The sequence below is a fragment of the Streptomyces sp. NPDC005574 genome, assembly GCF_040605435.1.
Lineage (GTDB): Bacteria > Actinomycetota > Actinomycetes > Streptomycetales > Streptomycetaceae > Streptomyces.
Map to the genome: position 1 here is coordinate 29,030 of NZ_JBEXCW010000029.1, position 25,923 is coordinate 54,952.

28 protein-coding genes, 1 pseudogene and 1 riboswitch are annotated in these 25,923 nt (G+C 70.2%); of the genes and pseudogenes, 22 read left to right on the top strand and 7 right to left on the bottom strand.

The window, feature by feature from the left end; all coding sequences use genetic code 11:
- Positions 1 to 43: 43 nt before the first annotated feature.
- Together ABZT03_RS20215 and ABZT03_RS20220 are read left to right on the top strand one after the other, a co-directional pair.
- Positions 44 to 673: an XRE family transcriptional regulator gene (locus tag ABZT03_RS20215; RefSeq protein WP_356041171.1), complete on the top strand. Its 630-nt coding sequence runs from the start codon at positions 44 to 46 to the stop codon at positions 671 to 673.
- Positions 670 to 795 (top strand): DUF6126 family protein, encoded by a 126-nt coding sequence (locus tag ABZT03_RS20220; RefSeq protein ID WP_356041173.1) that lies wholly within the window; start codon positions 670 to 672, stop codon positions 793 to 795. The genes ABZT03_RS20215 and ABZT03_RS20220 overlap by 4 nt, the downstream gene beginning before the upstream one ends.
- Positions 796 to 808: 13 nt before the next feature.
- On the opposite strand, the gene ABZT03_RS20225 is transcribed toward ABZT03_RS20220, so the two are convergent.
- Positions 809 to 1,606, bottom strand: a complete 798-nt coding sequence (locus tag ABZT03_RS20225) for a tyrosine-protein phosphatase (protein WP_356041175.1) — start codon at positions 1,604 to 1,606, stop codon at positions 809 to 811.
- Between the two features lie 170 nt (positions 1,607 to 1,776).
- Here ABZT03_RS20225 and ABZT03_RS20230 point away from each other — a divergent pair, with 170 nt between their 5' ends.
- The 6 genes and pseudogenes from ABZT03_RS20230 to ABZT03_RS20255 all read left to right on the top strand — a co-directional run bounded on the left by ABZT03_RS20230 (position 1,777) and on the right by ABZT03_RS20255 (position 8,518).
- Positions 1,777 to 3,846: an alpha-galactosidase gene (locus ABZT03_RS20230; RefSeq protein WP_356041177.1), complete on the top strand. Its 2,070-nt coding sequence runs from the start codon at positions 1,777 to 1,779 to the stop codon at positions 3,844 to 3,846.
- A gap of 312 nt (positions 3,847 to 4,158) precedes the next feature.
- Positions 4,159 to 4,316: riboswitch (cyclic di-AMP (ydaO/yuaA leader) on the top strand.
- A gap of 4 nt (positions 4,317 to 4,320) precedes the next feature.
- Positions 4,321 to 5,277 carry a LysM peptidoglycan-binding domain-containing M23 family metallopeptidase gene (locus tag ABZT03_RS20235; protein WP_356041179.1) on the top strand — a complete coding sequence of 319 codons (957 nt, stop codon included), beginning with the start codon at positions 4,321 to 4,323 and terminating at the stop codon, positions 5,275 to 5,277.
- Between the two features lie 349 nt (positions 5,278 to 5,626).
- On the top strand, positions 5,627 to 6,331 hold the full coding sequence (locus ABZT03_RS20240; RefSeq protein ID WP_356041181.1) for a DUF6250 domain-containing protein: 705 nt from the start codon (positions 5,627 to 5,629) through the stop codon (positions 6,329 to 6,331).
- 145 nt (positions 6,332 to 6,476) lie between these two features.
- Positions 6,477 to 7,238 (top strand): annotated as a pseudogene (locus ABZT03_RS20245) (SGNH/GDSL hydrolase family protein); the annotation flags it as partial.
- Positions 7,239 to 7,340: 102 nt separating this feature from the next.
- The gene (locus tag ABZT03_RS20250) at positions 7,341 to 7,631 is read left to right on the top strand and encodes an RDD family protein (RefSeq protein WP_356041287.1); all 291 of its coding nucleotides are present in this window, start codon (positions 7,341 to 7,343) and stop codon (positions 7,629 to 7,631) included.
- Positions 7,632 to 7,732: 101 nt separating this feature from the next.
- A complete protein-coding gene (locus ABZT03_RS20255; RefSeq protein ID WP_356041183.1) occupies positions 7,733 to 8,518 on the top strand; it encodes an RDD family protein in 786 nt (261 codons plus the stop codon).
- Between the two features lie 69 nt (positions 8,519 to 8,587).
- Here the strand turns inward: ABZT03_RS20255 and ABZT03_RS20260 are convergent, their stop codons facing one another.
- Positions 8,588 to 8,875 (bottom strand): hypothetical protein, encoded by a 288-nt coding sequence (locus ABZT03_RS20260; protein WP_356041184.1) that lies wholly within the window; start codon positions 8,873 to 8,875, stop codon positions 8,588 to 8,590.
- A gap of 409 nt (positions 8,876 to 9,284) precedes the next feature.
- Between ABZT03_RS20260 and ABZT03_RS20265 the strand changes: the two genes are divergently transcribed.
- Positions 9,285 to 11,621 carry an immune inhibitor A domain-containing protein gene (locus tag ABZT03_RS20265; RefSeq protein WP_356041186.1) on the top strand — a complete coding sequence of 779 codons (2,337 nt, stop codon included), beginning with the start codon at positions 9,285 to 9,287 and terminating at the stop codon, positions 11,619 to 11,621.
- A gap of 121 nt (positions 11,622 to 11,742) precedes the next feature.
- Entirely contained in the window at positions 11,743 to 12,063 is a 321-nt protein-coding gene (locus tag ABZT03_RS20270) for a hypothetical protein (protein WP_356041188.1), read from the top strand.
- 61 nt (positions 12,064 to 12,124) lie between these two features.
- On the opposite strand, the gene ABZT03_RS20275 is transcribed toward ABZT03_RS20270, so the two are convergent.
- Together ABZT03_RS20275 and ABZT03_RS20280 are read right to left on the bottom strand one after the other, a co-directional pair.
- Complete coding sequence (locus ABZT03_RS20275; protein WP_356041190.1) at positions 12,125 to 12,709, bottom strand: nicotinamidase; 585 nt, start codon at positions 12,707 to 12,709, stop codon at positions 12,125 to 12,127.
- A gap of 141 nt (positions 12,710 to 12,850) precedes the next feature.
- Complete coding sequence (locus ABZT03_RS20280; protein WP_356041192.1) at positions 12,851 to 14,197, bottom strand: nicotinate phosphoribosyltransferase; 1,347 nt, start codon at positions 14,195 to 14,197, stop codon at positions 12,851 to 12,853.
- Between the two features lie 109 nt (positions 14,198 to 14,306).
- Here ABZT03_RS20280 and clpS point away from each other — a divergent pair, with 109 nt between their 5' ends.
- The 7 genes from clpS (at position 14,307) to ABZT03_RS20315 (ending at position 19,113) form a co-directional block, all read left to right on the top strand.
- A complete protein-coding gene (gene clpS / locus ABZT03_RS20285; protein WP_344454134.1) occupies positions 14,307 to 14,624 on the top strand; it encodes an ATP-dependent Clp protease adapter ClpS in 318 nt (105 codons plus the stop codon).
- A 12-nt stretch (positions 14,625 to 14,636) separates the two neighbouring features.
- The gene (locus ABZT03_RS20290; protein WP_356041194.1) at positions 14,637 to 15,239 is read left to right on the top strand and encodes a DUF2017 domain-containing protein; all 603 of its coding nucleotides are present in this window, start codon (positions 14,637 to 14,639) and stop codon (positions 15,237 to 15,239) included.
- A 342-nt stretch (positions 15,240 to 15,581) separates the two neighbouring features.
- Complete coding sequence (locus tag ABZT03_RS20295; protein WP_356041195.1) at positions 15,582 to 17,033, top strand: amino acid permease; 1,452 nt, start codon at positions 15,582 to 15,584, stop codon at positions 17,031 to 17,033.
- Positions 17,034 to 17,146: 113 nt separating this feature from the next.
- On the top strand, positions 17,147 to 17,569 hold the full coding sequence (locus ABZT03_RS20300; RefSeq protein WP_356041197.1) for a M67 family metallopeptidase: 423 nt from the start codon (positions 17,147 to 17,149) through the stop codon (positions 17,567 to 17,569).
- A gap of 79 nt (positions 17,570 to 17,648) precedes the next feature.
- Complete coding sequence (locus ABZT03_RS20305) at positions 17,649 to 17,744, top strand: putative leader peptide (protein WP_356041199.1); 96 nt, start codon at positions 17,649 to 17,651, stop codon at positions 17,742 to 17,744.
- A gap of 122 nt (positions 17,745 to 17,866) precedes the next feature.
- Positions 17,867 to 18,145, top strand: coding sequence for a MoaD/ThiS family protein (locus ABZT03_RS20310; RefSeq protein WP_356041201.1), 279 nt, complete (start codon positions 17,867 to 17,869; stop codon positions 18,143 to 18,145).
- 17 nt (positions 18,146 to 18,162) lie between these two features.
- Positions 18,163 to 19,113, top strand: a complete 951-nt coding sequence (locus ABZT03_RS20315; protein ID WP_356041203.1) for a cysteine synthase — start codon at positions 18,163 to 18,165, stop codon at positions 19,111 to 19,113.
- A gap of 13 nt (positions 19,114 to 19,126) precedes the next feature.
- Here ABZT03_RS20315 and ABZT03_RS20320 read toward each other — a convergent pair whose 3' ends face one another.
- Positions 19,127 to 19,621: a type II toxin-antitoxin system PemK/MazF family toxin gene (locus ABZT03_RS20320; RefSeq protein WP_356041205.1), complete on the bottom strand. Its 495-nt coding sequence runs from the start codon at positions 19,619 to 19,621 to the stop codon at positions 19,127 to 19,129.
- Positions 19,622 to 19,836: 215 nt separating this feature from the next.
- Between ABZT03_RS20320 and ABZT03_RS20325 the strand changes: the two genes are divergently transcribed.
- A complete protein-coding gene (locus tag ABZT03_RS20325) occupies positions 19,837 to 20,589 on the top strand; it encodes an MBL fold metallo-hydrolase (protein ID WP_356041207.1) in 753 nt (250 codons plus the stop codon).
- 68 nt (positions 20,590 to 20,657) lie between these two features.
- Here the strand turns inward: ABZT03_RS20325 and ABZT03_RS20330 are convergent, their stop codons facing one another.
- Together ABZT03_RS20330 and ABZT03_RS20335 are read right to left on the bottom strand one after the other, a co-directional pair.
- Entirely contained in the window at positions 20,658 to 21,908 is a 1,251-nt protein-coding gene (locus ABZT03_RS20330; RefSeq protein WP_356041209.1) for a PTS transporter subunit EIIC, read from the bottom strand.
- Between the two features lie 210 nt (positions 21,909 to 22,118).
- A complete protein-coding gene (locus ABZT03_RS20335; RefSeq protein ID WP_356041211.1) occupies positions 22,119 to 23,429 on the bottom strand; it encodes a PTS transporter subunit EIIC in 1,311 nt (436 codons plus the stop codon).
- Positions 23,430 to 23,608: 179 nt separating this feature from the next.
- On the opposite strand from ABZT03_RS20335, the gene ABZT03_RS20340 reads away from it, so the two are divergent.
- The 4 genes from ABZT03_RS20340 to rdgB all read left to right on the top strand — a co-directional run bounded on the left by ABZT03_RS20340 (position 23,609) and on the right by rdgB (position 25,894).
- On the top strand, positions 23,609 to 23,842 hold the full coding sequence (locus ABZT03_RS20340) for a PTS glucose/sucrose transporter subunit IIB (protein ID WP_356041213.1): 234 nt from the start codon (positions 23,609 to 23,611) through the stop codon (positions 23,840 to 23,842).
- Positions 23,843 to 23,935: 93 nt separating this feature from the next.
- Entirely contained in the window at positions 23,936 to 24,673 is a 738-nt protein-coding gene (rph, locus tag ABZT03_RS20345; protein ID WP_356041215.1) for a ribonuclease PH, read from the top strand.
- 182 nt (positions 24,674 to 24,855) lie between these two features.
- Complete coding sequence (locus ABZT03_RS20350) at positions 24,856 to 25,257, top strand: hypothetical protein (RefSeq protein ID WP_356041217.1); 402 nt, start codon at positions 24,856 to 24,858, stop codon at positions 25,255 to 25,257.
- Positions 25,258 to 25,291: 34 nt separating this feature from the next.
- Positions 25,292 to 25,894, top strand: a complete 603-nt coding sequence (gene rdgB, locus ABZT03_RS20355; RefSeq protein ID WP_356041219.1) for an RdgB/HAM1 family non-canonical purine NTP pyrophosphatase — start codon at positions 25,292 to 25,294, stop codon at positions 25,892 to 25,894.
- Positions 25,895 to 25,923: the final 29 nt, after the last annotated feature.

Below are 25,923 nucleotides of genomic sequence, written 5' to 3' on the forward strand. Positions count from 1 at the left end.
AAAAAATTTGCCGCAGAGGCAAGTCCGCGGCTCAATGGAGTGCATGAGCTCTCCGGAAGCCGACACCCCGCCGCCGACCGGGCCGGTCGCCGATCTGCCCGCCGTCGCCCCGCAGCTCCGCTCGCTGCGCCGCCGGGCCGCCCTCACCCTGGAGGCCGCGGCCCGCGCCGCCGGCCTGTCGCCCGCCCACCTCTCCCGGCTGGAGACCGGGCAGCGGCAGCCGTCCCTGCCCATGCTGCTGGCGCTCGCCCGCATCTACGGTACGACGGTCTCCGAGCTGCTGGGCGAGACGGTCGCCGAACGCGACGCCGTCGTGCGCGCCACCGGCATGGAACCCACCGAGGCGGGCGGCTGGACCTACTGGCAGGCCGGCGCCTCGGGCCGGGGCATGCAGGCCCTGCGCGTGCACGTCCCGGACGGCTCGCAGGGCGACATCGTGCGGGTGCACCCCGGCGAGGAGTGGCTGTACGTCCTGCACGGCCGACTGCGGCTGCGCCTGGGAGACGCCACGCACCGGCTCGCCCCGGGCGACAGCGCGCACTTCGACTCGCTGACCCCGCACCGCATCGCCGCCGTGGACCCCGACGGCGTCGACCTCCTGTTCGTCCACACCCTTCTGCAGAGTCCCACGGCCGCGCTGTGCCTGGGCCCCGTCACCGGAGAGACATCATGAGCGAACGCGACATGGAGGAGAAGTTCCCCCGCGCCCTGTGGGTGCGCCTGATCATCTACATCGCTGTGGGGCACCTCTTCGCCGCCTTCATCTACCTGCTGTTCTCGGTGGGCGCCAAGTAGCGGCAGGCCGGCCTCAGTCGAGCAGTCGCTCCCGCAGGCGCTCGCGGACCTCCGGCGTGATCCCCAGCCCCTGTTCCAGGTAGGCGTCGACGCCGCCCCAGGTCTCCTCGATGGTGTCGAAGGCCGCCGTCAGGTACTCGGCGCGCGCGTCGAACAGGGGGCTGAGCAGCTCCATGACCTCGGAGGAGTAGGCCGAGGAGGAACCGCCACTGCGGTGCACCTTGTAGCGGCGGTGCTTGGCGTTGGACTCCAGGTAGTCGGCGACGATCGCCTCCCGCTCCACGCCCAGCGCGAGCAGGGTCACCGCCACGGACAGACCCGCGCGGTCCTTGCCGGCCGCGCAGTGCATCAGGGCCGGGACGCTGTCCTCGGCCAGCGAGCGCAGCACCTGGGCGTGCTCGGCGGTGCGGTCCCTGATGATCGCGCGGTAGGAGTTGATCATCCGGTTCGCCGCCTTGCCGTCGTCGAGGATCGCCCGCAGCTGGTCGATCTCGCCGTCGCGCACCATCTTCCAGAACTCGGCACCGTCGGCCGGGTCGCTCAGCGGCAGGTTCACGTTGCGCACGCCCGGCAGCTCGACGTCGGGGCCTTCGAGCTTCTGGTCCGCCGCGTTGCGGAAGTCGAAGACCGTGTGCAGGCCCAGGGTGTCCAGGAAGGCCGCGTCCTCTGCCGTGGCGTGCGCGAGGTGACCGCTGCGGAACAGTACGCCGTGGCGCACCCGGCGACCGTCCACCGTCGGCAGCCCGCCCACGTCACGGAAGTTGCGCACACCGGCGAGCTCGGGCTCGGTGGACGGGACCTGCTGCGTCACGGGGGCTCCTCCCGGTCGGTCCCGCCGACGCGGCTCACCGGCGGGCTCGCTGTCGACCATACGACATGGGTTCCCGGGGCAATGAGTTGTCCACAGGCGTTGCCTCGCAGGCCCACGGACCTTGATGATGTTGGTCCTTGAGTGCACCTGTTCGTATCTGTGAGGGCTTGATGCTGGAAATCGCCGAAAACGGCCGTACCTGGCTGCTGTCCGGGCTGGCCAGCAGTTACGCCGTCCACCTGACCGAGGCCGACGAGCTGCTGCACCTGCACTGGGGGCCGCGGATCGCGCTCGCCGACGCGGAGGCGCTGGCCGTCCGCCCGCTGCCCGACTACTGGCCCTTCGAGTCCCCGCTCGACGGCCGCGAGGAGTACCCGGTCGAGGGCGGCCCCCGTTTCGTGCGCCCCGCGCTGTCCGTGCGCACCGACGAGCGCCGCGGCACCGAGTGGACCTTCGAACGCCACGAGGTCGAGGACGAGGAGCTGCGGCTCCGCTTCCGCGACGGCGGCCTCGCCGTCACCCTGCACTACCGCATGCGCGACGACGTCGTGGAGCGCCGGGTGACGCTGGCCAACGAGGGGCCGGCACTGGAGCTGCTGCGCGCCGACTCAGCGACCTGGACGCTGCCCGACCGGGAGGGCTGGCACCTGTCCCAGCTGCACGGGCGCTGGGCCGCCGAGTCCCGGCTCGTGCGCGGCGAGCTGACCTACGGCGAGAAGGTCATCGGCAGCCGCCGCGGCCACACCGGCCATCAGCATCTGCCCTGGGTCGCACTCGACACCGACGCGACCGAGGAGCGCGGCGAGGTCTACGGCTGCGCGCTCGGCTGGTCGGGTTCCTGGCGGATCGGGGTGGCCCAACTGCCCGACGCGCGCGTGCAGATCACCGGCGGCGCCGGTTACGACGACTCCGGACTGCTCCGGCTGGACACCGGCGAGTCCTTCACCACACCGGTGTTCGCCGGCCTGTGGAACGACGGCGGTTTCGGCGGGGCGAGCCGCGCCTGGCACGCCTACCAGCGCGCGTACGTCATCCCGGACGCCGACCGGGACCGGCCCGTGCTCTTCAACTCGTGGGAGGCGACCGAGTTCGACATCTCCGAGGAGCAGCAGGGCACGCTGGCGCGGCGGGCCGCGTCGATCGGCGTGGAGCTGTTCGTGGTCGACGATGGCTGGTTCGGGGCCCGCACCAGCGACCGCGCCGGACTCGGCGACTGGACGCCCAACCCGGACCGGTTCCCCGGTGGCCTCACCCCCCTGGCCGAGCACGTGCACGCGCTCGGCATGCAGTTCGGCATCTGGGTGGAGCCGGAGATGGTCAACCCGGACAGCGACCTCTACCGGGCCCACCCGGACTGGGTGCAGTTCCAGCCGGGACGCAGGCGGACCGAGCTGCGCAACCAGCTCGTCCTGAACCTCGCCCGCGAGGACGTCCAGGAGTACCTCTGGGAAAAGCTCCACGGGCTGCTCTCCAGCGCCCCCGTCGACTACGTCAAGTGGGACTTCAACCGCTGCTTCACCGACGCCGGCTGGCCCGGCGAGCCGTACCCGCAGCGCCTGTGGGTCGACCATGTGCACGCCCTGTACGGCCTGCTGGACCGGCTGCGCGCGGCCCACCCCGGGGTCGCCTTCGAGGCCTGCTCCGGCGGCGGCGGCCGGATCGACCTCGGCGTCCTCGGGCGCAGCGACCAGGTGTGGACCTCCGACAACACCGATCCGCTGGACCGGCTCGGCATCCAGCACGGGTTCAGCCAGATCCACCCCGCCCGGGTGATGGCCGCCTGGGTCACCGACAGCCCCAACACGCAGCTCAACGGCCGGGTCAGCTCACTGCGCTTCCGGTTCGTGAGCGCGATGGCGGGTGTGCTCGGGGTCGGCGGGGACCTCACCCGGTGGACCGAGGAGGAACTCGCGGAGGCACGCGAGTGGGTGGAGCTCTACAAGGAGATCAGGCCCCTCGTGCAGCGCGGCGAGCAGTACCGGCTGCGCCCGCCGGACGGCGGGCTGAGCGCCGTGCAGTACGTGCTCGGCGACGAGGCCGTCGTGCTCGCCTGCCTCCAGGCCCAGCACCACGGTGAGCCCGTTCCGGCGCTCCGGCTGCGCGGGCTGGACCCGACAGCTGCGTACGAATGCCGCGAAACGGGCGAAGTTCACCGAGGGGCGGTGCTGTTGCACCACGGGCTGCGCACGGGGCTGCGGGGCGACCTCGATGCCGCGGTCTTCCGACTCCGCCGCATCTGATCTGTCTGTCCGTATTGACGCCTTTGTAGCCTTCATTCCAACTCCACCTGGAATGGGGGCTCCTGGGCGCAGGTGCGTGAGCAGCGTCATATTCGTGACCGTGCGTCGCCCGTCATGTTCACGTAATTCGCATGCGTTTCAAGGGCGTTTGCATAAACCGGCCGCCTTTGGATTGACGCAGGGTGACCGGTAATTCCCGGAAATGCGCAAACGAAACACATGCACGGTCAACCGTCACTTGTTCCCTCGCGTCCCGGTCGCTTACGTTCACCACCGATCCGGACGGACGCCCAATCCTGCCGCCGCCCGGAGCCCGCACACACACCCGTCCACGGCAGGAGCGGGGGACCCACAGGTAGAACCGCCTGTTCCGGTCTCCGGAACGGCTAGGGGTAAAGCCGCGCTTCGGCGCGGCCGGGCATCTCCAGTCCGCACCCGACAGCTCACCTCGCAGGCGCCGGAGAGGAATTCGCCATGCCCGCGAAGGGTAAGCACCGCCGTCCCAAGTCCCAGCGTTTCACCCGCACGATCGCCGTCGCCGGAACCGGTGGCGCAGCGCTCGCCCTCCCGCTTCTCGGCGCCACCGGCGCCCACGCGGCCACCGCGCAGTCGATTCCGCGGAACGTGGCGGAAAAGGCCCCGCAGTCCGCTCCCGCCGCCGGTGTGAAGGCCGTTGCGGCGAAGAGCGCCCAGCACAACTCCGGCACGCGGACCTACGCGGTCCGGGCCGGCGACTACCTGTCGAAGATCGCCGACGAGCAGCACGTCAGCGGTGGCTGGCACAAGCTCTACGAGGACAACCGCACGGCCGTCGGCGAGGACCCCTCGCTGATCCACCCCGGCCTGAAGCTCAGCATCGGCAAGAAGGCGACGACCGGGACGACGGGCTCGAACGGCCCGACGAAGACCAGCACGTCCTCGAAGCCGGCCGTGAAGTCCTCCTCGTCCGCCTCGTCGTCCGCCTCGTCCTCGTCGAAGGTGACGACCGCCACCAAGGCAGCCGACTCCACCAGCACCTCCAGCGGTTACACGCTTCCCGTGAGCGGCGGCGCCGTCGGCACGGGTTACCACGTGGCCGGCAGCATGTGGTCCAGCGGCTACCACACCGGCGTCGACTTCGTCGTCCCGACCGGCACCTCGCTGAAGGCCGTCGGCGCGGGCACGGTCGTCTCCGCGGGCTGGGGCGGCGCCTACGGCAACCAGGTCGTCATCAAGCTCGCCGACGGCTACTACGCGCAGTACGGCCACCTGTCCCAGCTCTCCGTCTCGGCCGGCCAGACCGTCAGCGCCGGACAGCAGGTCGGCCTCTCCGGTGCGACCGGCAACGTGACCGGCCCGCACCTGCACTTCGAGATCCGCACCACGCCGGACTACGGCTCCGACGTGGACCCGGTCGCCTACCTGCGCGCGCACGGCGTCGCCGTGGGCTGACCACCCGCACCACCCCTGCCTGACACGCTGCCGAAGGCCGGACCCCTATCCCCTGGGTCCGGCCTTCGGTATGTCCGCGGTTCCGCACGGCGCTACCCCCGGGCGGACGGCCGTCGTGATCGTCCGCGTCGCCCCGGGTGGACGGCAGCCATGATCGTCCGTGTTGCGGTCGTGTGGCGGGGCGCCCGCCGGTGTCGACAGGCGGGGCCGGGTGGGACAGAGTGAACTCCGTTGTGGGGCAAGCGCTTTCTCCCCGTCGTGGGACGTCCGCCGAACCCTCGGCGGCACGCAGAGCCGCTCTGTCCCGAAACTGTTGACCCGTCCCTCCCGCCGAAGGAGCCGCACCCTCGTGACGACCACGCGCAGAGCCTTCGGCGCCCTCACCGCGGGCGCCGCCCTGGCAGCCCTCGCTCCCGCCGCCGACGCGAGCCACCGCCGTCTGATCGCCCACGACGACTTCCGCCACGGCCTCGGCCGGTGGGCCGTCGAACTGGAGCAGGGCGGCACCGTCACCGCCTCCCGCGGCACCCTGGAGGTCGACGTGCCGGCCGGGGCGACGATCTGGTTCAGGCAGCGGCTCGAAGGCCCCTATGCCATCGAGTACACGGCCACGCCCGTGGCGCGGGGCGGGGTCAACGACCGGGTCTCCGACCTCAACAACTTCTGGAACGCGGTCGACGTCCGCTCGCCCGGCGACCTCTTCGCCACCCCGAGGAGCGGGGCGCTCGCGGAGTACGACCACCTCACGACGTACTACGTCGGCTACGGCGCCAACGGCAACACCACCACCCGCCTGCGGCGCTACGTCGGCGAACCCGGCGTGCGCCCGCTGGTCCGCGACTACACCGAGCCGCTGCTGGTGGCGAACCGGCCGAACCAGGTGCGGATCGTGTCCGACGGCTCCACCGTGCGATGGTGGAACAACGGACGGCTCGTCTTCGACTACACCGACCCGCAGCCGTACACGAGTGGGCACTTCGCCTTCCGGACCACCTGGAGCCATTTCCGGATCACCGGCTTCCGGGTGTGGCGGTCGTCGCGTCAACAGCCCTGACCAGCAGCCTATTCCGGGCTTGGGGAACACTTTACGAGTGGCTTATCTCACCGCTGGTCAGCCCCTTCCTACGATCGCGTAGGTCACATCCGAAGGTGAATCATGGGCCGATGTGGCAGACGGTTCGAAGAGTGACAACACATCAGTGATCGGGTCGTACGTGGCGCTGGGGGACAGCTTCACCGAGGGCGTCGGCGACCCGGGCCCCGACGGGGCGTTCGTCGGCTGGGCCGACCGGTTCGCGGTACTTCTCGCGGACCGGCGTCCCGAGGGCGACTTCGATTACACGAACCTCGCGGTGCGCGGCAAGCTCCTCGACCAGATCATCGAGGACCAGCTTCCGCGGGCCGTCGACATGGCCCCCGACCTGGTGTCGTTCAGCGCCGGCGGCAACGACATCATCCGGCCCGGTACCGACCCCGACGAGGTCGCCGAGCGCTTCGAGCGGGCGGTCGCCCGGCTCGCCGCGGTCGCCGGCACCGTCATGGTGACCACCGGCTTCGACACCCGTGGCGTCCCCGTGCTGAGACATCTGCGCGGCAAGATCGCCACCTACAACGGCCATGTGCGGGCCGTGGCCGACCGGTACGGCTGTCCGGTCCTCGACCTGTGGTCCCTGAAGACCGTTCAGGACCGCCGGGCCTGGGACGGCGACCGCCTTCACCTGTCGCCTGAGGGCCACACCCGCGTGGCACTGCGCGCCGGCCAGGCCCTCGGCCTGGAGATCCCGGCCGACCCGGAGCAGCCCTGGCCGCTGCTCCCGCCCCGCGGCACCCTCGACGTCCGGCGCGACGACGTCCACTGGGCGCGCGAGTACCTGGTGCCGTGGATCGGCCGCCGCCTGCGCGGCGAGTCCTCCGGGGACCATGTCATCGCTAAGGGCGCGCTGTCGCCGGACGACATCAGGCCGCTCGGCACCCGGGCGCTCGACCACGTCGACGAGAAGATCGACGCGGCCAAGCTGTCCGGCCGGACCGTCACCGTCTGGCTGCTCGACGGGACGACCTCGGTGTACCTCGGTGCCGTCCTCGCCGTCCTGCTGGTCTTCGGCGTGCTCTACGAGGCGCTGCCCACGGCCAGATGGGGCCGCACCCTCGGCAAGAAGCTGCTCGGCCTCCAGGTGCGGGACATCGAGGCGCACGAGCCCCCGACCTTCGGCGGGGCGCTGCGCCGCTGGCTCGTCTACAGCGTGCCCGGACTGCTCCTGGTGGGCGTAGTGGGAGTCCTGTGGGGCCTGTTCGACCGGCCCTGGCACCAGTGCTGGCACGACAAGGCGGCGCACACGTTCGTGGCGGGCTGACCGCACCCGGCGCGGGAGGCGGGCGGGCCGGCCCGCGGTCCGGTCCCCCGTACGGCCGCTCGCCGGATGCGGAGGCGGCGGGTTCGCGGTCGACTCGGGCCATGAGCAGCGAACCGCCTCCCGGCTCCGGTCAGCAGCCACCGGATGACGACCCGTTCCGGAAGCGGCCCCCGTCCGGCCCTCCCGGACCGGGCCCGCACCCCCCGTCCGGCAGCCCGCCCCCGCCCCACCAGGGCGACCCGTACGGCGGCGACCCGTACGGCGGCGGTCAGGCCGGCGGTGGCCCCTACGGCGGTGGCGGTCCCTACGGCGGCGGCCCCGGCGGGGGTGACCCCTACGGCGGTGGCGGTCCCTACGGCGGCGGCCCCGGCGGGGGTGACCCCTACGGCGGTGGCGGTCCCTACGGCGGTGGTCCGTACCCCTCGGACCCGCTGGCCGGGATGCCGCCGCTCGCGGACAGCGGCAAGCGCACGCTCGCGCGGATCATCGACATGATCCTCGTGGGTATCGTCGTATGGCTGCTGACCTGGGCGTTCAACGTCCGCGAGTACCAGGTGGACAGCAACGACTTCCAGGCCGGCCGGTCCTTCGCGCAGTCCCTCACCGCAGCCGTCCTGTACATCGCCTACGACACGGTCCTGATGAGCAGGTCGGGGCAGACGCTCGGCAAGAGGTGGCTGGGCATGCGGGTGGCCAGGCTGGACGACGGCGCCACGCCCTCCGTGCAGACCATGCTGGTCCGCTCGGCGGTGCTGTGGATCCCGTTCGCCTTCTGCTGCGCCTGCATCTGGACCGCGATCGCGGGCGGCTGGAGCTTCTTCGACAAGCCCTACAAGCAGGGCCTGCACGACAAGGCGGCCAAGACGGTGGTCGTCAGGACCGGCTGACCCACCGGCCGGCCGGGCCCGCGCCGGACGGCACCGAGCGGGTCCGGCACCGGCGGGCGCCGGGCGGGTTCAGGACGCGGCGCGTTCGTGCACCGGCTCGGACGCCACAGCGGCGACCGGGGCCCGCAGGGGCGTCGGCGCCTGCTGCGCGGCCGTGACGGGCCGCGGTGCCCGGGCGGCGCTCTGCCGGGGCAGCGGGACCGTCATGGCGACGAGGAGGCCGAGGGCGAGCCCCGCGGTGGCGACGACCGCGATCCCCAGGCCCGAACTCGTCTGTGACAGCAGCAGCATGGCGAGCGTCGAGAAGATCACGGTGAACGAACCGTAGGCGAGCTGTGCGGCAGTCGGACGAGGCATGGCAATCGTGTCCTCGGAAGTGGGGGTCCACGGGGGTCGTCGGCCTGGCTTTCCGCCGATGCGGGGCGTTCCGCCAAACGACTCTAATCGGCTGCATGCCCGAGGGGAACGAACGGTAAGCGTGACCTAACCAACAGTGCCGGTGCACAGGGGGCGCACGGAGTCATGACGTCCACCAAGTGGACCCTCTCGCGCGCCTGTTCGTTACGGTCTCGTGTCCGCAATGCGAACGCCACCTCCTAATAATGCAATTGTTCTGTCCAAGTCAAGGTCTGTCTTTTCTCGTAAACCAGTAGTCAAATGTCGTCACTTGACTACACGCGTATACCGCCCGCGGACCTCGTTGATCAGGACCCCCTTGATCAGGACCCCCCTTCCGTGCGGCCGGGCGCGTTAGGGGAGGCATCAAGTGACGGGTAGAACCTGGACGTTCAGAACGGCAGCGACGGTCGTCGCCCTCGCGGCGGCCTCGGCCACGTTCTCTGCGTTCGCCGTGGCACAGGCCGCGGACGGCGGATCCGCGGCGAACGCCGCGGTGGACCGGCATGATCCGCAGCCGGTCAGGAGCAAGAAGCACGACCTCGACGGACCCCTGACGAAGACTCAGGAGGCCCAGTACCAGGAGGCGCTGGACCAGGTCATATCGGGCACCGCGTCCGTCAAGGACCACAACGGCTCGAAGGTCGTGAAGCTCAAGGGCAAGGACAAGTACGTCGAGCTGGGCCGGGAGAAGACGGACAAGATCTTCACGATCCTGGTCGAGTTCGGCGACAAGACCGACAGCCGCTACGGCGGCACGGCGGGCCCGGCGCACAACGAGATCGCCGCGCCGGACCGCGCCAAGGACAACAGCACGGCCTGGCGGGCGGACTACAACCAGGCGCACTTCCAGGACCTGTACTTCGGCACCGGCAAGAAGACCGAGTCGCTGAAGAAGTACTACGAGAGGCAGTCCTCGGGCCGCTACTCGGTCGAGGGCGAGGTCACCGACTGGGTCAAGGTCCCCTACAACGAGGCCCGCTACGGCTCCAACAAGGCCTCCACCGGCGCCTGGTACGCGGTCCAGGACGGCGTGAACGCCTGGGTCGCCGAGCGCGAGGCGGCCGGTGACACCGCCGGCGAGATCAAGACGGAGCTGGCCCAGTTCGACCAGTGGGACCGCTACGACTACGACGGCGACGGCAACTTCAACGAGCCCGACGGCTACATCGACCACTTCCAGATCGTGCACGCCGGTGAGGACGAGTCCGCGGGCGGCGGCGCGCAGGGCGAGGACGCGATCTGGGCCCACCGCTGGTACGCCTTCGGCACCGACGCCGGCGCGACCGGCCCGGACACCAACAAGCTCGGCGGCACGCAGATCGGTGACACCGGCGTCTGGGTCGGCGACTACACCATCCAGCCGGAGAACGGCGGCCTGGGCGTCTTCGCCCACGAGTACGGCCACGACCTCGGCCTGCCCGACGAGTACGACACGGCGGGCGGCGAGAACTCCACCGGTTTCTGGACCCTGATGTCGTCCGGCTCCTGGCTCGGCACCGGCAAGGACTCCATCGGCGACCTCCCCGGCGACATGAACGCCTGGGACAAGCTCCAGCTGGGCTGGCTCGACTACGACACCGCCAAGGCCGGCGCCCGCTCGCACCACACGCTGGGGGTGGCGGAGTACAACACCAAGAACCCGCAGTCCCTCGTGGTCCAGCTGCCGAAGAAGGAGGTCACCACCCAGGTGGTCGCCCCCGCCCAGGGCAGCACGCAGTGGTGGAGCGGCAGCGGCAACGACCTGCGCAACTCCCTGTCCCGTTCGGTCGACCTGACCGGCAAGAGCTCCGCGAGCCTCACGCTCGACGGCTGGTGGGACATCGAGCAGGACTACGACTACCTCTACACCGAGGTCTCCACCGACGGCGCCAACTGGACGCCGATCGACGGGACTCTGGCCGACGGCACCCCCATCACGCGTGACGGCAGCGACAAGCCCGCCCTCACCGGCACGGTGGCCGCCTACCAGAAGCTCACGTACCCGCTCGACGCCTACGCGGGCAAGAAGATCGACGTGCGCTTCCGCTACCAGACCGACGGCGGTGTGGCGCAGAAGGGCTTCGCGGCCGACGAGATCACGGTGACCGCCGACGGCGCCACCGTCTTCGCCGACAACGCCGAGTCCGCGGACGCCGCCTGGACGGCGAGCGGCTTCTCCCGCATCGGCACGTCCATCACGGACGACTACGACCAGTACTACATCGCCGAGAACCGCCAGTACGTGTCGTACGACAAGGTGTTGAAGGTCGGCCCGTACAACTACGGCTTCTCGACGACCCGTCCGGACTGGGTGGAGCACTACGCCTACCAGAACGGTCTGCTCATCTGGAAGTGGGACACCTCCCAGGCGGACGACAACACCAGCGCCCACCCGGGTGAGGGCCTGATCCTCCCGATCGACTCGCACCCGACCCCGCTGAAGTGGTCCGACGGCACCCTGATGCGCAACCGCATCCAGGCCTTCGACTCCACCTTCGGCTGGTACCCGACGGACGCGATCACCCTGCACAAGGCGGACGTCGCGACGAAGATCAAGGCGCGTGCCGGCGTCCCGGTCTTCGACGACGGCAGGTCGTCGTACTACGACGCGTCGAACCCGTACGCGGGTGTCAAGATCACTGACACCAACACCCGGATCACGGTCGTCAAGGAGCCGCTGAGCGGCTCGACGATCTCGCTCAAGGTTGGTCCTTCCGCGAAGTAACCTCTGTTTTCGCAGGTCAGAAGCGTATCGGCGGTGACCCCCTGGCGGGTTGCCGCCGATCGTGTTTAGGTGCGTCCTGTGGCTGACTTATTGACACCGAATCGCACGGGGGTATGACCGCATGGCCGCAGGAGGTTTCTGCAAGCTGCCGACCGGCAGTGTCGTGGTGGCGCTGAACCTGCCCACTCCGGCACCCGGCGGCGAGACCGGGGTGCGGGTGCTGGTGCACGCGGTCAACCGGGCCCGCGCGCTGACCAGGCTCCGCAATCTGGGGCTGCGCGCGATCTACCTGCGAGGCAACGCGGCACCGCCGACGCCGGACGAGATATCCGCGGTGCTGTACCACCCGGACGGTCTGGTGTGGCGGGAGATCAGCGCGTGCGAGCCGTCCGCCTGGCGGGCCTTCACCGCCCTGTCGGGAGCCCGCCTGGCGACGCACTGACGTCCAGGGCACCCTGGACGGCCGGTCGGACCGGTCCGCCCACGCCGGGCGACGGAACGGGTCAGACGACCGGCTTCCCCGAGAGCTCCACCCCGGCCCCGCGCAGTTCCTCCAGGGCGCGTCCGGTGGTGTCCTCGGCCACTCCGGCGGTGAGGTCGAGCAGGACCTGCGTGCGGAACCCCTCCCGCACCGAGTCCAGCGCGGTGGCCCGCACGCAGTGGTCGGTCGCGATGCCCACGACGTCGACCTCGTCGACCTCCCGGGCCCGCAGCCAGTCGCCCAGCGAGACGCCGTTCTCGTCCTGCCCCTCGAAGCCGCTGTACGCCGCCGCGTACGCGCCCTTGTCGAAGACGGCGTCGACCGCGCCGGAGGCGACGGCCGGGGCGAAGTTCGGGTGGAAGCCCACGCCCTCGGTGCCGGCCACGCAGTGCGCGGGCCAGGAGTGGACGTAGTCGGGGTTGTCGGCGAAGTGTCCGCCGGGGGCGATGTGGTGGTCGCGGGTCGCCACCACGTGCCGGTAGCCGGCGGGCGCCTGCCCGATCAGCTCGGTGATGGCGGCGGCCACGTCGGCGCCCCCGGTCACCGCGAGGCTGCCCCCCTCGCAGAAGTCGTTCTGCACGTCTACGACGATCAAGGCGCGGCGCATGGTCGGTGTCCTTCGACTATGAGGTCGGGAGAGGAAGGGGTGCGGGCCCGGCCGGTGAGCTTCCGAGCCTATTGACTTCGACGGCGGTAGGGGAGGGGTCGGAACCGGGTGCCCCACCCCGAGTCGGGGAGGACACCCCCACTAGCTACCCGAGTGCCCGAGTACGTACTCCGTCGCAAGGACCGGTTCCCCGCGCGAGAGCTGGGCCGCCGACAGCGGCAGGTTGGCGCGGGCGGCCGCGTGCCGCTCCCGCACCACGTCGAGGGGCTCCCGGGCGACGACCTCGCCGCCCTTGACGAGTTCCACCAGCAGCTGACGGTCGGCGAGCTCGGCCGGGACCGGGCCGGTGCCGACGACCTCCGCCTCCGCCACCCCGTACGCGTCCAGGCGGCGCGCGGCCCACTTGCGGCCGCCGACGGAGGTCTTGCCGCCGCTGGACTTCTTCGCCACCGCCACCAGCGGCGCCTTCGGGTCGGAGGTCTCGGCGCGGGCGACCAGCTTGTAGACCATCGACGCGGTCGGGTGGCCGGAGCCGGTCACCAGCTGGGTGCCGACGCCGTACGCGTCCACGGGCGCCGCCGCCAGCGAGGCGATGGCGTACTCGTCGAGGTCGGAGGTCACGATGATCTTCGTGCCGGTCGCGCCCAGCTCGTCCAGCTGCTGCCGTACCCGGTGCGCGACCAGCAGCAGGTCGCCGGAGTCGATGCGGACCGCGCCCAGCTCGGGCCCGGCGACCTCGACCGCCGCGCGGACGGCCTCGGTGACGTCGTAGGTGTCGACGAGGAGGGTGGTGCCCCGGCCCAGTGAGTCGACCTGGGCCTGGAAGGCGTCCCGCTCGTGGTCGTGCAGCAGGGTGAAGGCGTGTGCGCTGGTGCCGACGGTCGGGATGCCGTAGCGGAACCCGGCCGCGAGGTCGGAGGTGGTGGTGAAGCCGCCGACGTAGGCGGCGCGGGCGGCGGCGACCGCGGCCAGTTCGTGGGTGCGCCGGGCGCCCATCTCGATCAGCGGCCGGTCGCCGGCCGCCGAGGACATCCGGGAGGCGGCCGCGGCGATCGCCGAGTCGTGGTTGAGGATGGACAGGATCACGGTCTCCAGGAGCACGCACTCCGCGAAGGTGCCCTCCACCCGCAGGATCGGCGAGCCCGGGAAGTACACCTCGCCCTCGGGATAGCCCCAGACGTCACCGCCGAAGCGGTAGGAGGCGAGCCATTCCAGGGTCGGCTCGTCGACGATCTGCCGCGCGCGCAGGAATCCGAGGACGTCCGCGTCGAAACGGAAGTTCTCCACGGCGTCCAGCACCCGGCCGGTGCCCGCGACGACGCCGTACCGGCGCCCCTCCGGCAGCCGGCGGGTGAAGGCCTCGAACACGCTGCGCCGTTCGGCGGTGCCCGCCCTGAGAGCGGCCTGCAGCATGGTGAGCTCGTACTGGTCCGTGAAGAGTGCCGTCGAGGGAACGTCCACCGGCAGGCCAAGGTCCGCTGTGTTCATGCCGACGGATCCTACCCCCATTTCGTCACTCTGACGATTTGGTCCGCGAACCCGTTCGCGGGACAGCGCACGCAGCCGGTTTGTGCGACCACCCCCCTGCGGTGGCAGCATGGGCACTGTGACGTCACCCGCTCCCCTTGAGATCGAACGCACCGAGTCGGCGGAGGAGGTCTTCGCCGTACCCGAGCCCGACGTCCCCTGGGTCACCATCGTGCACAACGACCCGGTCAACCTCATGAGCTATGTGACGTACGTCTTCCAGTCGTACTTCGGCTACAGCAAGGACAAGGCCACCAAGCTCATGCTCGACGTCCACCACAAGGGCCGCGCGGTCGTCTCCAGCGGCAGCCGCGAGGAGATGGAACGCGACGTGCAGGCCATGCACGGCTACGGTCTGTGGGCCACCCTCCAGCAGGACCGGAAGTAGCGATATCCCCTGATGCCCGGACACTTCGAACCGCTCCCCGGCGGCGGCGCGGCCGTCGCCCTCGACGACGTCGAGATCTCCATCATCCGCTCGCTGGCCGTGCAACTCCTGGAGCTCATCGGCCCCGGCCCCGCCGAGGACGCGGGCGACGACCCGCTCGCCGAGCTGTTCGCCGAGGGCCCGAGCGAACCGCCCGCCGACCCGGTGCTGCGCCGTCTCTTCCCCGACGCCTACGGCGACCCGGAGGCGAGCCCGGGGCCGCGCGACGCCGAGGAGCAGCGGGCCCACTCCTCGGAGTTCCGCCGCTACACCGAGAACGACCTGCGGGCCGGCAAGCGGGAGAGCGCTCTGGCCGTGATCCGTTCCCTCGACCTGCTGACCTCCGCCGGTGACGGCGGGGCGGTGCTGAAGCTGGCGCCGGAGGAGTCCAAGCAGTGGCTCGGGGCCCTCAACGACCTGCGGCTGGCGATCGGTTCGCGGCTGGACATCAGCGACGAGGACGACACCGACCTGCTCTACCGGCTCCCGGACGAGGACCCGCGCAAGCCGATGGTGATGGCGTACCTGTGGCTGGGCGGTCTCCAGGAGTCGCTCGTCTCGACGCTCATGCCCTGAGTCCGCCGCTCTCGCGGAGGGGTTCGGCCTCACCCATTGTTCGCTCAGCGGACGCTCAAATCCGGATAACGATCAGATTACCGGTCCGGCCGTTTATGCGGGCGCGGGCTCCGTTTGTCCGGTTCTCCCCGTGACCCGCGCCACACGGCGCCCGGGTGATCTCTGTTGCGGCCGTGATAAATCTTCACGACCGCCCGGCCGGCACCACCCATGCCCGGCCGGGTGCGCCACCGAGCCGGTCACCGCCGGCCAGGCACGAAGCTCCACCTGTCCGGGGGGACCGGAATCCGATCCGACGCCACGGGACTGGCGCGGACCGGCATGGAGAAAGGCGCACCACACATGACCTCGTCGCAGGTCGGTACGGCACACGACGGCAGTGAGGCCGCGCACGGCGACGCCCCCGGAGAGGGGTACGAGCGCGGGCTCGGCAGCCGCCAGGTCCAGATGATCGCGATCGGCGGCGCCATCGGCGTCGGCCTGTTCCTCAACGCCGGGGCCAACATCGCCAAGGCGGGCCCCAGCCTCATCCTGATGTACGCCCTCGCGGGCGTGATCATCTTCTTCATCATGCGGGCGCTCGGCGAACTGCTGCTCTACCGCCCGGTGTCGGGCTCCTTCGCGGAGTACTCCCGCGAGTTCCTCGGCCCGTTCTTCGGCTACTTCACCGCCTGGACGTACTGGCTGATGTGGGTGGTCACCGGCATGGCGGAACTGACCGCCGCCGCCATCTACATCAACTACTGGTTCCCGTCCGTCCCGCAGTGGGTGTCGGCCCTGGTCTTCCTGGTCGTCCTGTTCGCCGCCAACCTGATCTCCGTGAAGGTGTTCGGCGAGATCGAGTTCTGGGCCTCGATGATCAAGGTCACCGCCCTCATCGGCATGATCGTGATCGGCCTGGGCGTCCTCACCTTCGGCTTCAGCTCCGCCGGTGACACGGCCGCGGTCGCCAACCTCTGGCAGTTCGACGGCTTCTTCCCCAAGGGCGTCGGCTCGTCCCTGATGACCCTCCAGGGCGTCATGTTCGCCTACCTCGCCGTCGAGTTGGTCGGCGTCACGGCCGGCGAGTCCGAGAACCCCGAGAAGACGCTCCCGAAGGCGATCAACACCCTTCCCTGGCGCATCGCCCTCTTCTACGTCGGCGCGCTCACGGTCATCCTCTGCGTCGTGAAGTGGACGGAGTTCGCCCCGGGCGTCAGCCCGTTCGTGAAGGCCTTCGCGGTGATCGGCATCCCGGCCGGCGCGGGAATCGTCAACTTCGTCGTCCTCACCGCCGCCCTGTCCTCCTGCAACTCGGGCATGTTCTCCACGGGCCGCATGCTGCGCACCCTGGCCGCCAACGGCGAGGCCCCGCGCGCCTTCAGCAAGCTGTCGGCCACCAAGACCCCGGCCCTCGGCATCACCGTCTCCGTCGCCTTCATGGGCATCGGCGTGCTCCTCAACTACGTCGTCCCGGAGAAGGCGTTCGGCTACGTCACCTCGGTGGCCACCGCGGCCGGCATCTGGACCTGGCTGATGATCCTGATCAGCCACGTCCTCTACCGGCGCGCCGTCGAGGCCGGCCGGCTGCCCGCCTCCTCGTTCCCCGCCCCGGGCGGCGCGGTGTGCTCCTACGTCGCGATCGCGTTCCTGCTCTTCGTCACCGGCCTCATCGCCTACGACGCCGACTCCCGCGTCTGCCTGTACGTGATGGCCGGCTGGGCCGTCGCCCTCGGCATCGGCTGGGCGGTCCTCAGGAGCCGCGACCCGCGCATCGCCGAGCGCCGCGAACCGGAACCGGCGAACGTCCGCTGACACCCCTCCGGACCCCCTGTCCGGCATCCGAGCCGCCCCGTACCGCCCACCGGTACGGGGCGGCCGCGCACCACCCCCCGGCACGCTCGGCCGCCCTGTTTATCCTGACCCGCATGCTGACCCTGACCCAGGCCCTGTTCGACCAGATCGTCGCCCACGCCCGCGCGGACCACCCCGACGAGGCGTGCGGGGTCGTCGCGGGCCCGGCGGGCACCGACCGCCCCGAGCGCTTCATCCCGATGCTCAACGCCGCCCGCTCGCCCACGTTCTACGAGTTCGACTCGCAGGACCTCCTCAAGCTCTACCGCGAGATGGACGACCGCGACGAGGAGCCGGTGATCGTCTACCACTCCCACACAGCCACCGAGGCCCACCCCTCCCGCACCGACATCTCCTACGCCAACGAGCCCGGCGCCCACTACGTCCTCGTCTCCACCGCCGACACCGACGACGCCGGCCCGTTCCAGTTCCGCTCGTTCCGGATCGTGGAAGGAGAGGTCACGGAGGAGGAGGTCAGGGTGGTGGAGACGTACTGATCTCGTACCTCGGACGAAAAGTGTCCGAAGAGTGAGATCACATTCCAGGAGCCCGAGGGGGAATCGATACGATGAGCCCATGGTTCTCCACGACGTGAGCGACAAGACGCCGGGCACACTGCTCGTGGCGCGGCTGCACGTCGACCTGTGCAGGCTCGCCAGCGCCATCTGTTGACGCCGGCCCCGCCGCCGTACGGCCGTGAGCCGCGGCGACCGCCCCACTCCGCGCACGACCACGCGCCCGTGCCGCCGCCGCGCGCCCACCGACCAGACACCATCCGACAGGAGCCCTGAGCCATGGCCATCGAGGTCCGCATCCCGACCATCCTCCGCCAGTACACCGACGGCCAGAAGGCGGTGGAGGCCAGCGGAGAGACCCTCGCCGACCTCTTCGCCGACCTCGAGACCCGGCACACCGGCATCCAGGCCCGCATCGTGGACGGCGGTGAACTGCGCCGCTTCGTCAACGTCTACCTCAACGACGAGGACGTCCGCTTCCTCGACGGCATCTCCACCAAGCTCGCCGACGGCGACAACGTCACGATCCTGCCGGCCGTCGCCGGCGGCATGGCCTGAGCGGCCGTAGCGCACCCATGCGTTACGACTCCCCGCTCGCCGCGGTGGGCAACACCCCTCTGGTGCGCCTGCCGCGGCTCTCGCCGTCCGCCGACGTCCGCATCTGGGCCAAGCTGGAGGACCGCAACCCGACCGGCTCGGTCAAGGACCGCCCGGCCCTGCACATGATCGAGCAGGCGGAGAAGGACGGCCGTCTCACCCCCGGCTGCACGATCCTGGAGCCGACCTCCGGCAACACCGGCATCTCCCTTGCCATGGCGGCCAGGCTCAAGGGCTACCGCATGGTCTGCGTGATGCCCGAGAACACGTCGCGGGAACGCCGTGACCTGCTCGGCATGTGGGGCGCGGAGATCATCCCGTCCCCCGCCGCGGGCGGCTCCAACACCGCCGTACGCGTCGCCAAGGAGCTGTCCGCCGAGCACCCCGACTGGGTGATGCTCTACCAGTACGGCAACCCCGACAACGCCGGCGCCCACTACACCGGCACCGGCCCGGAGATCCTCGCCGACCTGCCCTCGATCACCCACTTCGTCGCGGGCCTCGGCACCACCGGCACCCTCATGGGCGTCGGCCGCTTCCTGCGCGAGAACAAGCCGGACGTGAGGATCGTCGCCGCCGAGCCGCGCTACGACGACCTGGTCTACGGCCTGCGCAACCTCGACGAGGGCTTCGTCCCGGAGCTCTACGACGCCTCCGTCCTGACCACCCGCTTCTCCGTCGGCTCCGCCGACGCCGTCACCCGCACCCGCGAGCTGCTCCAGCAGGAGGGCATCTTCGCCGGTGTCTCCACCGGCGCCGCCCTGCACGCGGCGATCGGCGTCGGCAACAAGGCCGTCAAGGCGGGCGAGAGCGCGGACATCGTGTTCCTCGTCGCCGACGGCGGCTGGAAGTACCTCTCCACGGGCGTCTACACGGCGGCCACCACGGAAGAGGCCATCGAGACCCTGCACGGCCAGCTCTGGGCGTGAGCCGCCGGCCGGCTCAGCCCGCGAGGTGACGGACCTGGTCCCACAGGACCGGGTCCACCACCCCCACCCGGCGCCGGAAGTCGCCCACCGGTACCTCCCGCAGCTCGTCCGTCTCCAGGAAACTGGCGCGGCCCTGCGCGTCCCCGACGGCGCCCGGCGGCAGCGCGATCACCCCGGGCCGCTCCCCGTGGTACTTGCTGGTGATCTTCACGACGGTCGCCCGCCGCCCGCGCACCGCGAGCACCAGGCACGGCCGGTCCTTCGCCCGCCCGCCACCCGCCCCGCGCGGGGGCCCGCCCGCTCCGCGGCCGTCCTCGAAGGGCACGTTCGCCCACCAGATCTCCGCCGCCCGCGGCGCCGCCGCCCGCCCGCGCGGTCCCGACGGGCGCCCCGGCGGTCTGCTTCCGCGGCCCCTCGGCCGGTGCCCCCGCCCCCAGCCGTCGACCAGCGTGGCCACCAGGGCGAGCAGCATCACCGCCACGAGCGCGAGCCACCAGGACGTGTTCATGCCGAAGACGTTACCGGCGCGCGATCTCCGTCGCGCGCCCTCTCTCACACCTCATGCACCCCTCTTCCAGCCGAACCGGTGACACCACAGGTGAGTTCGCCCACAACAGCCCTTGGCGGAGGAGCGACCCGACGTTTTGCGCCTTACGCTCGACGCACCGCACGACCCCCGTCTCCTTTCCAGAAAAGTTCCCCGCCAGCGGAGGTTTCTGCTTCATGAAGCTCACCGTCGTCGGCTGCTCGGGGTCGTTCCCGTCCGCGGAATCGGCCTGCTCGAGCTACCTCCTAGAGGCCGACGGCTTCCGGCTGCTTCTCGACATGGGCAACGGCGCCCTCGGCGAGCTGCAGCGTCACTGCGGTCTCTACGACCTCGACGCGATCTTCCTCAGCCATCTGCACGCCGACCACTGCATCGACATGTGCGCGTACTTCGTCGCCCGCTACTACCGCCACGACGGCGGCCGCTGCGACCCGCTCCCCGTCTACGGCCCCGAGGGCACCGAACACCGGCTGACGACCGCCTACGCCGACACCCCCACCGCCTCCTCCATGAGCGAGGTCTTCGACTTCCACACGGTCAAGCCGTCCACGTTCGAGATCGGCCCGTTCACGGTGCACACCGAGCGGGTGGCCCACCCCGTGGAGGCGTACGGCATCCGCGTCGAGCACGGCGGGAAGACCCTGACGTACTCCGGCGACACCGGCGTCAGCCCCGCGCTGGACGAGCTCGCCCGCGACAGTGACCTGTTCCTGTGCGAGGCGGCGTTCACGCACGGCAAGGAGAACATCCCCGACCTGCACCTCAACGGCCGCGAGGCGGGCGAGACGGCGACCCGGGCGGGCGCCCGCCGCCTGGTGCTCACCCACATCCCCCCGTGGACCGACCCGCGGGTCAACCTCACCGACGCGCGCGCGGCCTTCGACGGCCCGGTGGAACTGGCGAAGCCGAGGGCGTCGTACGAGATCTGACGCACCCCGCGCGAAGGCCCCGGAACCTGGTCGGTTCCGGGGCCTTCGTCATGCCGTACGGCCGGGGCTCACGCCTTCGTGAGGTCCTCCAGCTCCTCCTCGGGCTCGCGGCCCGGGGTGGGGAGGTTGAACTTCGTGATGGCGAAGCGGAAGACGGTGTAGTAGATCGCGGCGAAGACGAGACCGATCGGGATGATCAGCCACGGCTTGGTCGCCAGGTTCCAGTTCAGCGCGTAGTCGATGAAGCCCGCGGAGAAGGTGAAGCCGGCGTGCACACCGAGCGCCCAGGTGATCGCCATCGACAGGGCGGTCAGCACCGCGTGGATGACGTAGAGCAGCGGCGCGATGAACATGAACGAGAACTCGATGGGCTCGGTCACACCCGTCACGAACGAGGTCAGCGCGAGCGAGATCATCATGCCTAGCACGGCCTTGCGGCGCTCGGGGCGGGCGCTGTGCGCGATGGCGATCGCGGCGGCCGGGAGGCCGAACATCATGATCGGGAAGAAGCCCGTCATGAACTGACCGGCGGTCGGGTCACCGGCGAAGAAGCGCGTGAGGTCGCCGTGCACGACGGCACCGGCGGAGTCCTTGAAGTCGCCGATCTGGAACCAGGCGACGGAGTTCACGAACTGGTGCATGCCGACCGGGATCAGCGCACGGTTGATCAGGCCGAACAGGGCCGCACCGAAGGAGCCGAGACCCGTCATCCACTCGCCGAAGTTGGAGATGACCTCACCGATCGGCTCCCACACCAGACCGAAGAAGACACCGAGGACGGTGCCGACGAAGGCCATGATGATCGGCACCAGGCGGCGGCCGTTGAAGAAGCCGAGCCAGTCCACCAGCTTCGTCCGGTGGAAGCGCTGCCAGATGACGGCACTCAGCAGACCCATCACGATGCCGCCGAGGACACCGGGGTTGTTGTAGGTCGCGGCTATGTCCGCGCCCGACTGGACCTTGGCCTCGGTGACCGGGAACGCCTTGAGGACGTTGCTGTAGACCAGGAAGCCGACCAGGGCGGCCAGCGCGGTCGAGCCGTCGGACTTCTTGGCGAAACCGATCGCGACACCGATGCAGAACAGCATCGGCAGGTTGTCGAAGATCGCGCCGCCGGCGGTGGCGAAGACGGCCGTGACCTTGTCCGGCAGGTTCAGCTTGTCGTGGATGTCCTGCTGGCCGAAGCGGAGCAGGAGTCCCGCCGCCGGCAGTACGGCGATCGGGAGCTGCAGGCTGCGGCCGACCTTCTGCAGGCCCTGGAGCAGGCCGGATCCTCGCTTCTTCGCGGGGGCCGCCGGTGTCGCGGTGGCGGAGCTCATACTTCCTCCATCGGGTGGTGGTCTACACCACTCAGTGGTGTAGACCATGTTTTAGCACGGTGAAGGCCGTATAAGGAACCCGCTAGTTCTGCAACCGGAGCACTACGCTCCGTGCCCTCTCCCGCCCCCTCGAAAGCCGCCGCCAAAACGGCACGAGCACGTCGAAAGACCCCCGGACCGACGGTCCGGGGGCCCAACTCGACTACGGCGTCAGACCTTTGTGACGTCCTCGACCTCGTCCTCCGGCTCCCGCCCCGGAGTCTTCAGGTCGAACCTCGTGATCGCGAACCGGAAGACCACGTAGTAGACCGCGGCGAAACACAGCCCGATCGGAATCATCGCCCACGGCTTCGTCGCCAGATTCCAGTTGATGACGTAGTCGATCAGGCCCGCCGAGAAACTGAAACCGTCATGCACACCCAGCCCCCACGTCACCGCCATCGACACACCCGTCAACACCGCGTGCACCACGTACAACACCGGCGCGACGAACAGGAACGAGTACTCGATCGGCTCGGTGATACCCGTGACGAACGAGGTCAGCGCCACCGACAGCATCAGACCCCCCACCTCCTTGCGGCGGTGCGGCTTCGCACAGTGCGTCATCGCCAGCGCCGCCGCCGGCAACGCGAACATCATGATCGGGAAGAACCCCGACGTGAACTGCCCCGCGTTCGGGTCGCCCGCCAGGAACATGTTGATGTCACCGTGCACCACCGTCCCGTCCGGCTTCGTGTACGAACCGAACTGGAACCAGATGGGCACGTTCAGGAACTGGTGCAACCCGATCACCAGCAACGCCCGGTTCGCCAGACCGAACACCCCGGCACCCCACGCACCCAGATCACTCATCCAGTTGCTGAAACTCTCCAGCCCGTCACCGATCGGCGGCCACACCCACAGGCACAGCGCCGCGAACAGGATCGCCACGAACGCCATGATGATCGGCACCAGCCGCCGCCCGTTGAAGAAACCCAGCCAGTCCACCAGCTTCGTACGATGGAAACGCGCCCAGAAGAACGCCGTCGCCAACCCCATCACGATGCCGCCGAACACCCCCGGATTCTGGAACGTGAACGCCACCACCGTGCCGTCCACGGTCGCCTGGCAGCCGATGTTGGGAATCGCCTTCGCCCCCGCGGGACAACCCTCCGGAAACTGCCGCAGCACGCTGTAGTAGACGAGGAACCCCGTGACGGCCGCCAGCGCCGTCGAACCGTCCGCCTTCCGCGCCATGCCGATGGAGACACCCACACAGAACAGCAGCGGCAGCCCCAGCTCACCGTTGAGCAGGGCCCCACCCGCACCCGCCATCACCTTCGAGACGTTCGTCCAGCCGAGCCCCTCGTCCCCGAACACGTCCGGCTGACCCAGCCGGTTGAGGATGCCGGCCGCCGGCAGCACGGCGATGGGCAGCTGAAGACTGCGCCCCATCTTCTGCAGCCCCTGGAACAGCTTGTTCCACCGCACCCGCACGGGGTTCACACCACCATCGGCGGTAGCGGCGCCGCTGGCGCTCATCCGAACTCCTCCCGGCCGGACCCGCGTTTGGCGACCGTCCACCCGGTGGTGTAGACCAGTCGGCGGACGGTTCTCGCTGTCGTGCACGCCATCCTTCGGCACCCACGGCAGGACCGCTCGCGAAGATGGGCCAACTGTGGGTTACTGCGAAAAAGCGGTTCGGATCAGGGAGACAGAGCATGGCCACCAAGGCTGAGAAGATCGTCGCCGGGCTCGGCGGCATCGACAACATCGAAGAGGTCGAGGGCTGCATCACCCGCCTCCGGACCGAGGTCGTCGACGCGAGCAAGGTCGACGACGCCGCCCTCAAGGCCGCCGGCGCACACGGCGTCGTCAAGATGGGCACCGCCATCCAGGTCGTCATCGGCACCGACGCCGACCCGATCGCCGCGGAGATCGAAGACATGATGTGAGCCACCCGCCCCCCGGGGCCGCCCGCTCACCGGACAGGGCCTCCTCCCACCGCGGGAGGAGGCCCTTCCGCATCTACCACTAGGCTCGACGCCATGTCTCGAATCGACGGCCGCACCCCCGAACAACTCCGCCCGATCACCATCGAACGCGGCTGGAGCAAGCACGCCGAAGGCTCCGTCCTCGTCTCCTTCGGCGACACCAGGGTCTTCTGCACCGCCTCCGTCACCGAAGGCGTCCCGCGCTGGCGCAAGGGCAGCGGCGAAGGCTGGGTCACCGCCGAGTACTCCATGCTCCCGCGCGCCACCAACACCCGCGGCGACCGCGAATCCGTCCGCGGCAGGATCGGCGGCCGCACCCACGAGATCAGCCGCCTCATCGGCCGCTCACTGCGCGCCGTCATCGACTACAAGGCACTCGGCGAGAACACCATCGTCCTCGACTGCGACGTCCTCCAGGCCGACGGCGGCACCCGCACCGCCGCCATCACCGGCGCCTACGTCGCACTCGCCGACGCCGTCGCCTGGGCCCAGGGCAAGAAACTGATCAAGGCCGGCCGCCAGCCCCTCACCGGCACCGTCAGCGCCGTCTCGGTCGGCATCGTCGGCGGCGTCCCGCTCCTCGACCTCTGCTACGAGGAAGACGTACGCGCCGACACCGACATGAACGTCGTCTGCACCGGCGACGGCCGCTTCGTCGAGGTCCAGGGCACCGCCGAAGCCGAACCCTTCGCCCGCGAGGAACTCGACTCCCTCCTCGACCTGGCCGTCGCCGGCTGCACCGACCTGGCCGCCCTCCAGCGCGCCGCCCTCGACACCGCCACCGACAAGTAGCGGCCCGGCACCCCCGTCGAAGCGGAAACGCTCCGACGTGAAGGGCGCACCAACAAGGGCCGCCGTACGGGCAACCCGGCCGCCCGCCCCCGCGTCCCTACGCATACGGGCGCACGGCCCACCACCGTGCGCCCGGCCGGCAAACGGGGGCCCTCGGGCCTGCCCAGGGGAGGAACACAGCCATGTCCGCGAGTCGCCACCGAGGCCGCCGCACCGCCATCGCCGCCGCCGTCGCGGCCGTCGCACTCACCACCGGTCTCACCACCGGCTGCGACGCCGTCACCACGGCCCTGGACTGCGTCCAGACCGCCGACGTCATCGCCGACAGCGTCACCGACCTCCAGCAGGCCGTGGAGAACGCCTCCAACGACCCCAGCCGGCTCGACCAGTCCCTCAACTCCATCGAGAACAACCTCGACAAAATAGGGGACAGGACCGACAACACCGACGTCAACGAGGCCGTCGACGGCCTCGGCAAAGCCGTCGACAACGTCCGTACGGCCGTCAGGAACGGCGACGAGACCCCCGACCTCAGCCCCGTCACCGACGCGGCCGGCGAACTGACCAAGGTCTGCACCCCGTAACGCACCGCTGCGGCGACTGGCGATACTGGACCCCATGACCCGCCTGATCCTCGCCACCCGCAACGCCGGAAAGATCACCGAACTCAGGTCGATCCTCGCCGACGCAGGACTGCCCCACGACCTCGTCGGCGCGGACGCCTACCCCGAGATCCCCGACGTCCGCGAAACAGGCGTCACCTTCGCCGAGAACGCCCTCCTCAAGGCCCACGCCCTCGCCCGCGCGACCGGCCTGCCCGCCGTCGCCGACGACTCCGGCCTCTGCGTCGACGTCCTCAGCGGCGCCCCCGGCATCTTCTCCGCCCGCTGGGCCGGCCGCCACGGCGACGACAAGGCCAACCTCGACCTGCTCCTCGCCCAGCTCTCCGACATCGCCGACGAACACCGCGCCGCCCACTTCGCCTGCGCGGCGGCCCTCGCCCTGCCGGACGGCACGGAACGCGTGGTCGAGGGCCGCCTGCCCGGCGTCCTGCGCCACGCCCCGACGGGCACGAACGGCTTCGGCTACGACCCGATCCTCCAGCCGGACGGCGACACCCGAACCTGCGCGGAACTGACCCCGGACGAGAAGAACGCGATCAGCCACCGGGGGAAGGCGTTCCGGGGGCTGGTACCGGTGATACGGGAGCTGTTGGGCTGAGCAACGGAAGAGGGGCCGCCTGGTGGGGC

Bases quoted from the DNA above. Each gene is read 5' to 3' on its own strand.
- ABZT03_RS20215 (WP_356041171.1), top strand. From the start codon at position 44: ATGAGCTCTCCGGAAGCCGACACCCCGCCGCCGACCGGGCCGGTCGCC.
- ABZT03_RS20220 (WP_356041173.1), top strand. From the start codon at position 670: ATGAGCGAACGCGACATGGAGGAGAAGTTCCCCCGCGCCCTGTGGGTG.
- ABZT03_RS20230 (WP_356041177.1), top strand. From the start codon at position 1,777: ATGCTGGAAATCGCCGAAAACGGCCGTACCTGGCTGCTGTCCGGGCTG.
- ABZT03_RS20235 (WP_356041179.1), top strand. From the start codon at position 4,321: ATGCCCGCGAAGGGTAAGCACCGCCGTCCCAAGTCCCAGCGTTTCACC.
- ABZT03_RS20255 (WP_356041183.1), top strand. From the start codon at position 7,733: ATGAGCAGCGAACCGCCTCCCGGCTCCGGTCAGCAGCCACCGGATGAC.
- ABZT03_RS20260 (WP_356041184.1), bottom strand. From the start codon at position 8,875: ATGCCTCGTCCGACTGCCGCACAGCTCGCCTACGGTTCGTTCACCGTG.
- ABZT03_RS20270 (WP_356041188.1), top strand. From the start codon at position 11,743: ATGGCCGCAGGAGGTTTCTGCAAGCTGCCGACCGGCAGTGTCGTGGTG.
- ABZT03_RS20275 (WP_356041190.1), bottom strand. From the start codon at position 12,709: ATGCGCCGCGCCTTGATCGTCGTAGACGTGCAGAACGACTTCTGCGAG.
- ABZT03_RS20280 (WP_356041192.1), bottom strand. From the start codon at position 14,197: ATGAACACAGCGGACCTTGGCCTGCCGGTGGACGTTCCCTCGACGGCA.
- clpS (WP_344454134.1), top strand. From the start codon at position 14,307: ATGGGCACTGTGACGTCACCCGCTCCCCTTGAGATCGAACGCACCGAG.
- ABZT03_RS20290 (WP_356041194.1), top strand. From the start codon at position 14,637: ATGCCCGGACACTTCGAACCGCTCCCCGGCGGCGGCGCGGCCGTCGCC.
- ABZT03_RS20295 (WP_356041195.1), top strand. From the start codon at position 15,582: ATGACCTCGTCGCAGGTCGGTACGGCACACGACGGCAGTGAGGCCGCG.
- ABZT03_RS20300 (WP_356041197.1), top strand. From the start codon at position 17,147: ATGCTGACCCTGACCCAGGCCCTGTTCGACCAGATCGTCGCCCACGCC.
- ABZT03_RS20305 (WP_356041199.1), top strand. From the start codon at position 17,649: ATGGTTCTCCACGACGTGAGCGACAAGACGCCGGGCACACTGCTCGTG.
- ABZT03_RS20310 (WP_356041201.1), top strand. From the start codon at position 17,867: ATGGCCATCGAGGTCCGCATCCCGACCATCCTCCGCCAGTACACCGAC.
- ABZT03_RS20315 (WP_356041203.1), top strand. From the start codon at position 18,163: ATGCGTTACGACTCCCCGCTCGCCGCGGTGGGCAACACCCCTCTGGTG.
- ABZT03_RS20320 (WP_356041205.1), bottom strand. From the start codon at position 19,621: ATGAACACGTCCTGGTGGCTCGCGCTCGTGGCGGTGATGCTGCTCGCC.
- ABZT03_RS20325 (WP_356041207.1), top strand. From the start codon at position 19,837: ATGAAGCTCACCGTCGTCGGCTGCTCGGGGTCGTTCCCGTCCGCGGAA.
- ABZT03_RS20330 (WP_356041209.1), bottom strand. From the start codon at position 21,908: ATGAGCTCCGCCACCGCGACACCGGCGGCCCCCGCGAAGAAGCGAGGA.
- ABZT03_RS20335 (WP_356041211.1), bottom strand. From the start codon at position 23,429: ATGAGCGCCAGCGGCGCCGCTACCGCCGATGGTGGTGTGAACCCCGTG.
- ABZT03_RS20340 (WP_356041213.1), top strand. From the start codon at position 23,609: ATGGCCACCAAGGCTGAGAAGATCGTCGCCGGGCTCGGCGGCATCGAC.
- rph (WP_356041215.1), top strand. From the start codon at position 23,936: ATGTCTCGAATCGACGGCCGCACCCCCGAACAACTCCGCCCGATCACC.
- ABZT03_RS20350 (WP_356041217.1), top strand. From the start codon at position 24,856: ATGTCCGCGAGTCGCCACCGAGGCCGCCGCACCGCCATCGCCGCCGCC.
- rdgB (WP_356041219.1), top strand. From the start codon at position 25,292: ATGACCCGCCTGATCCTCGCCACCCGCAACGCCGGAAAGATCACCGAA.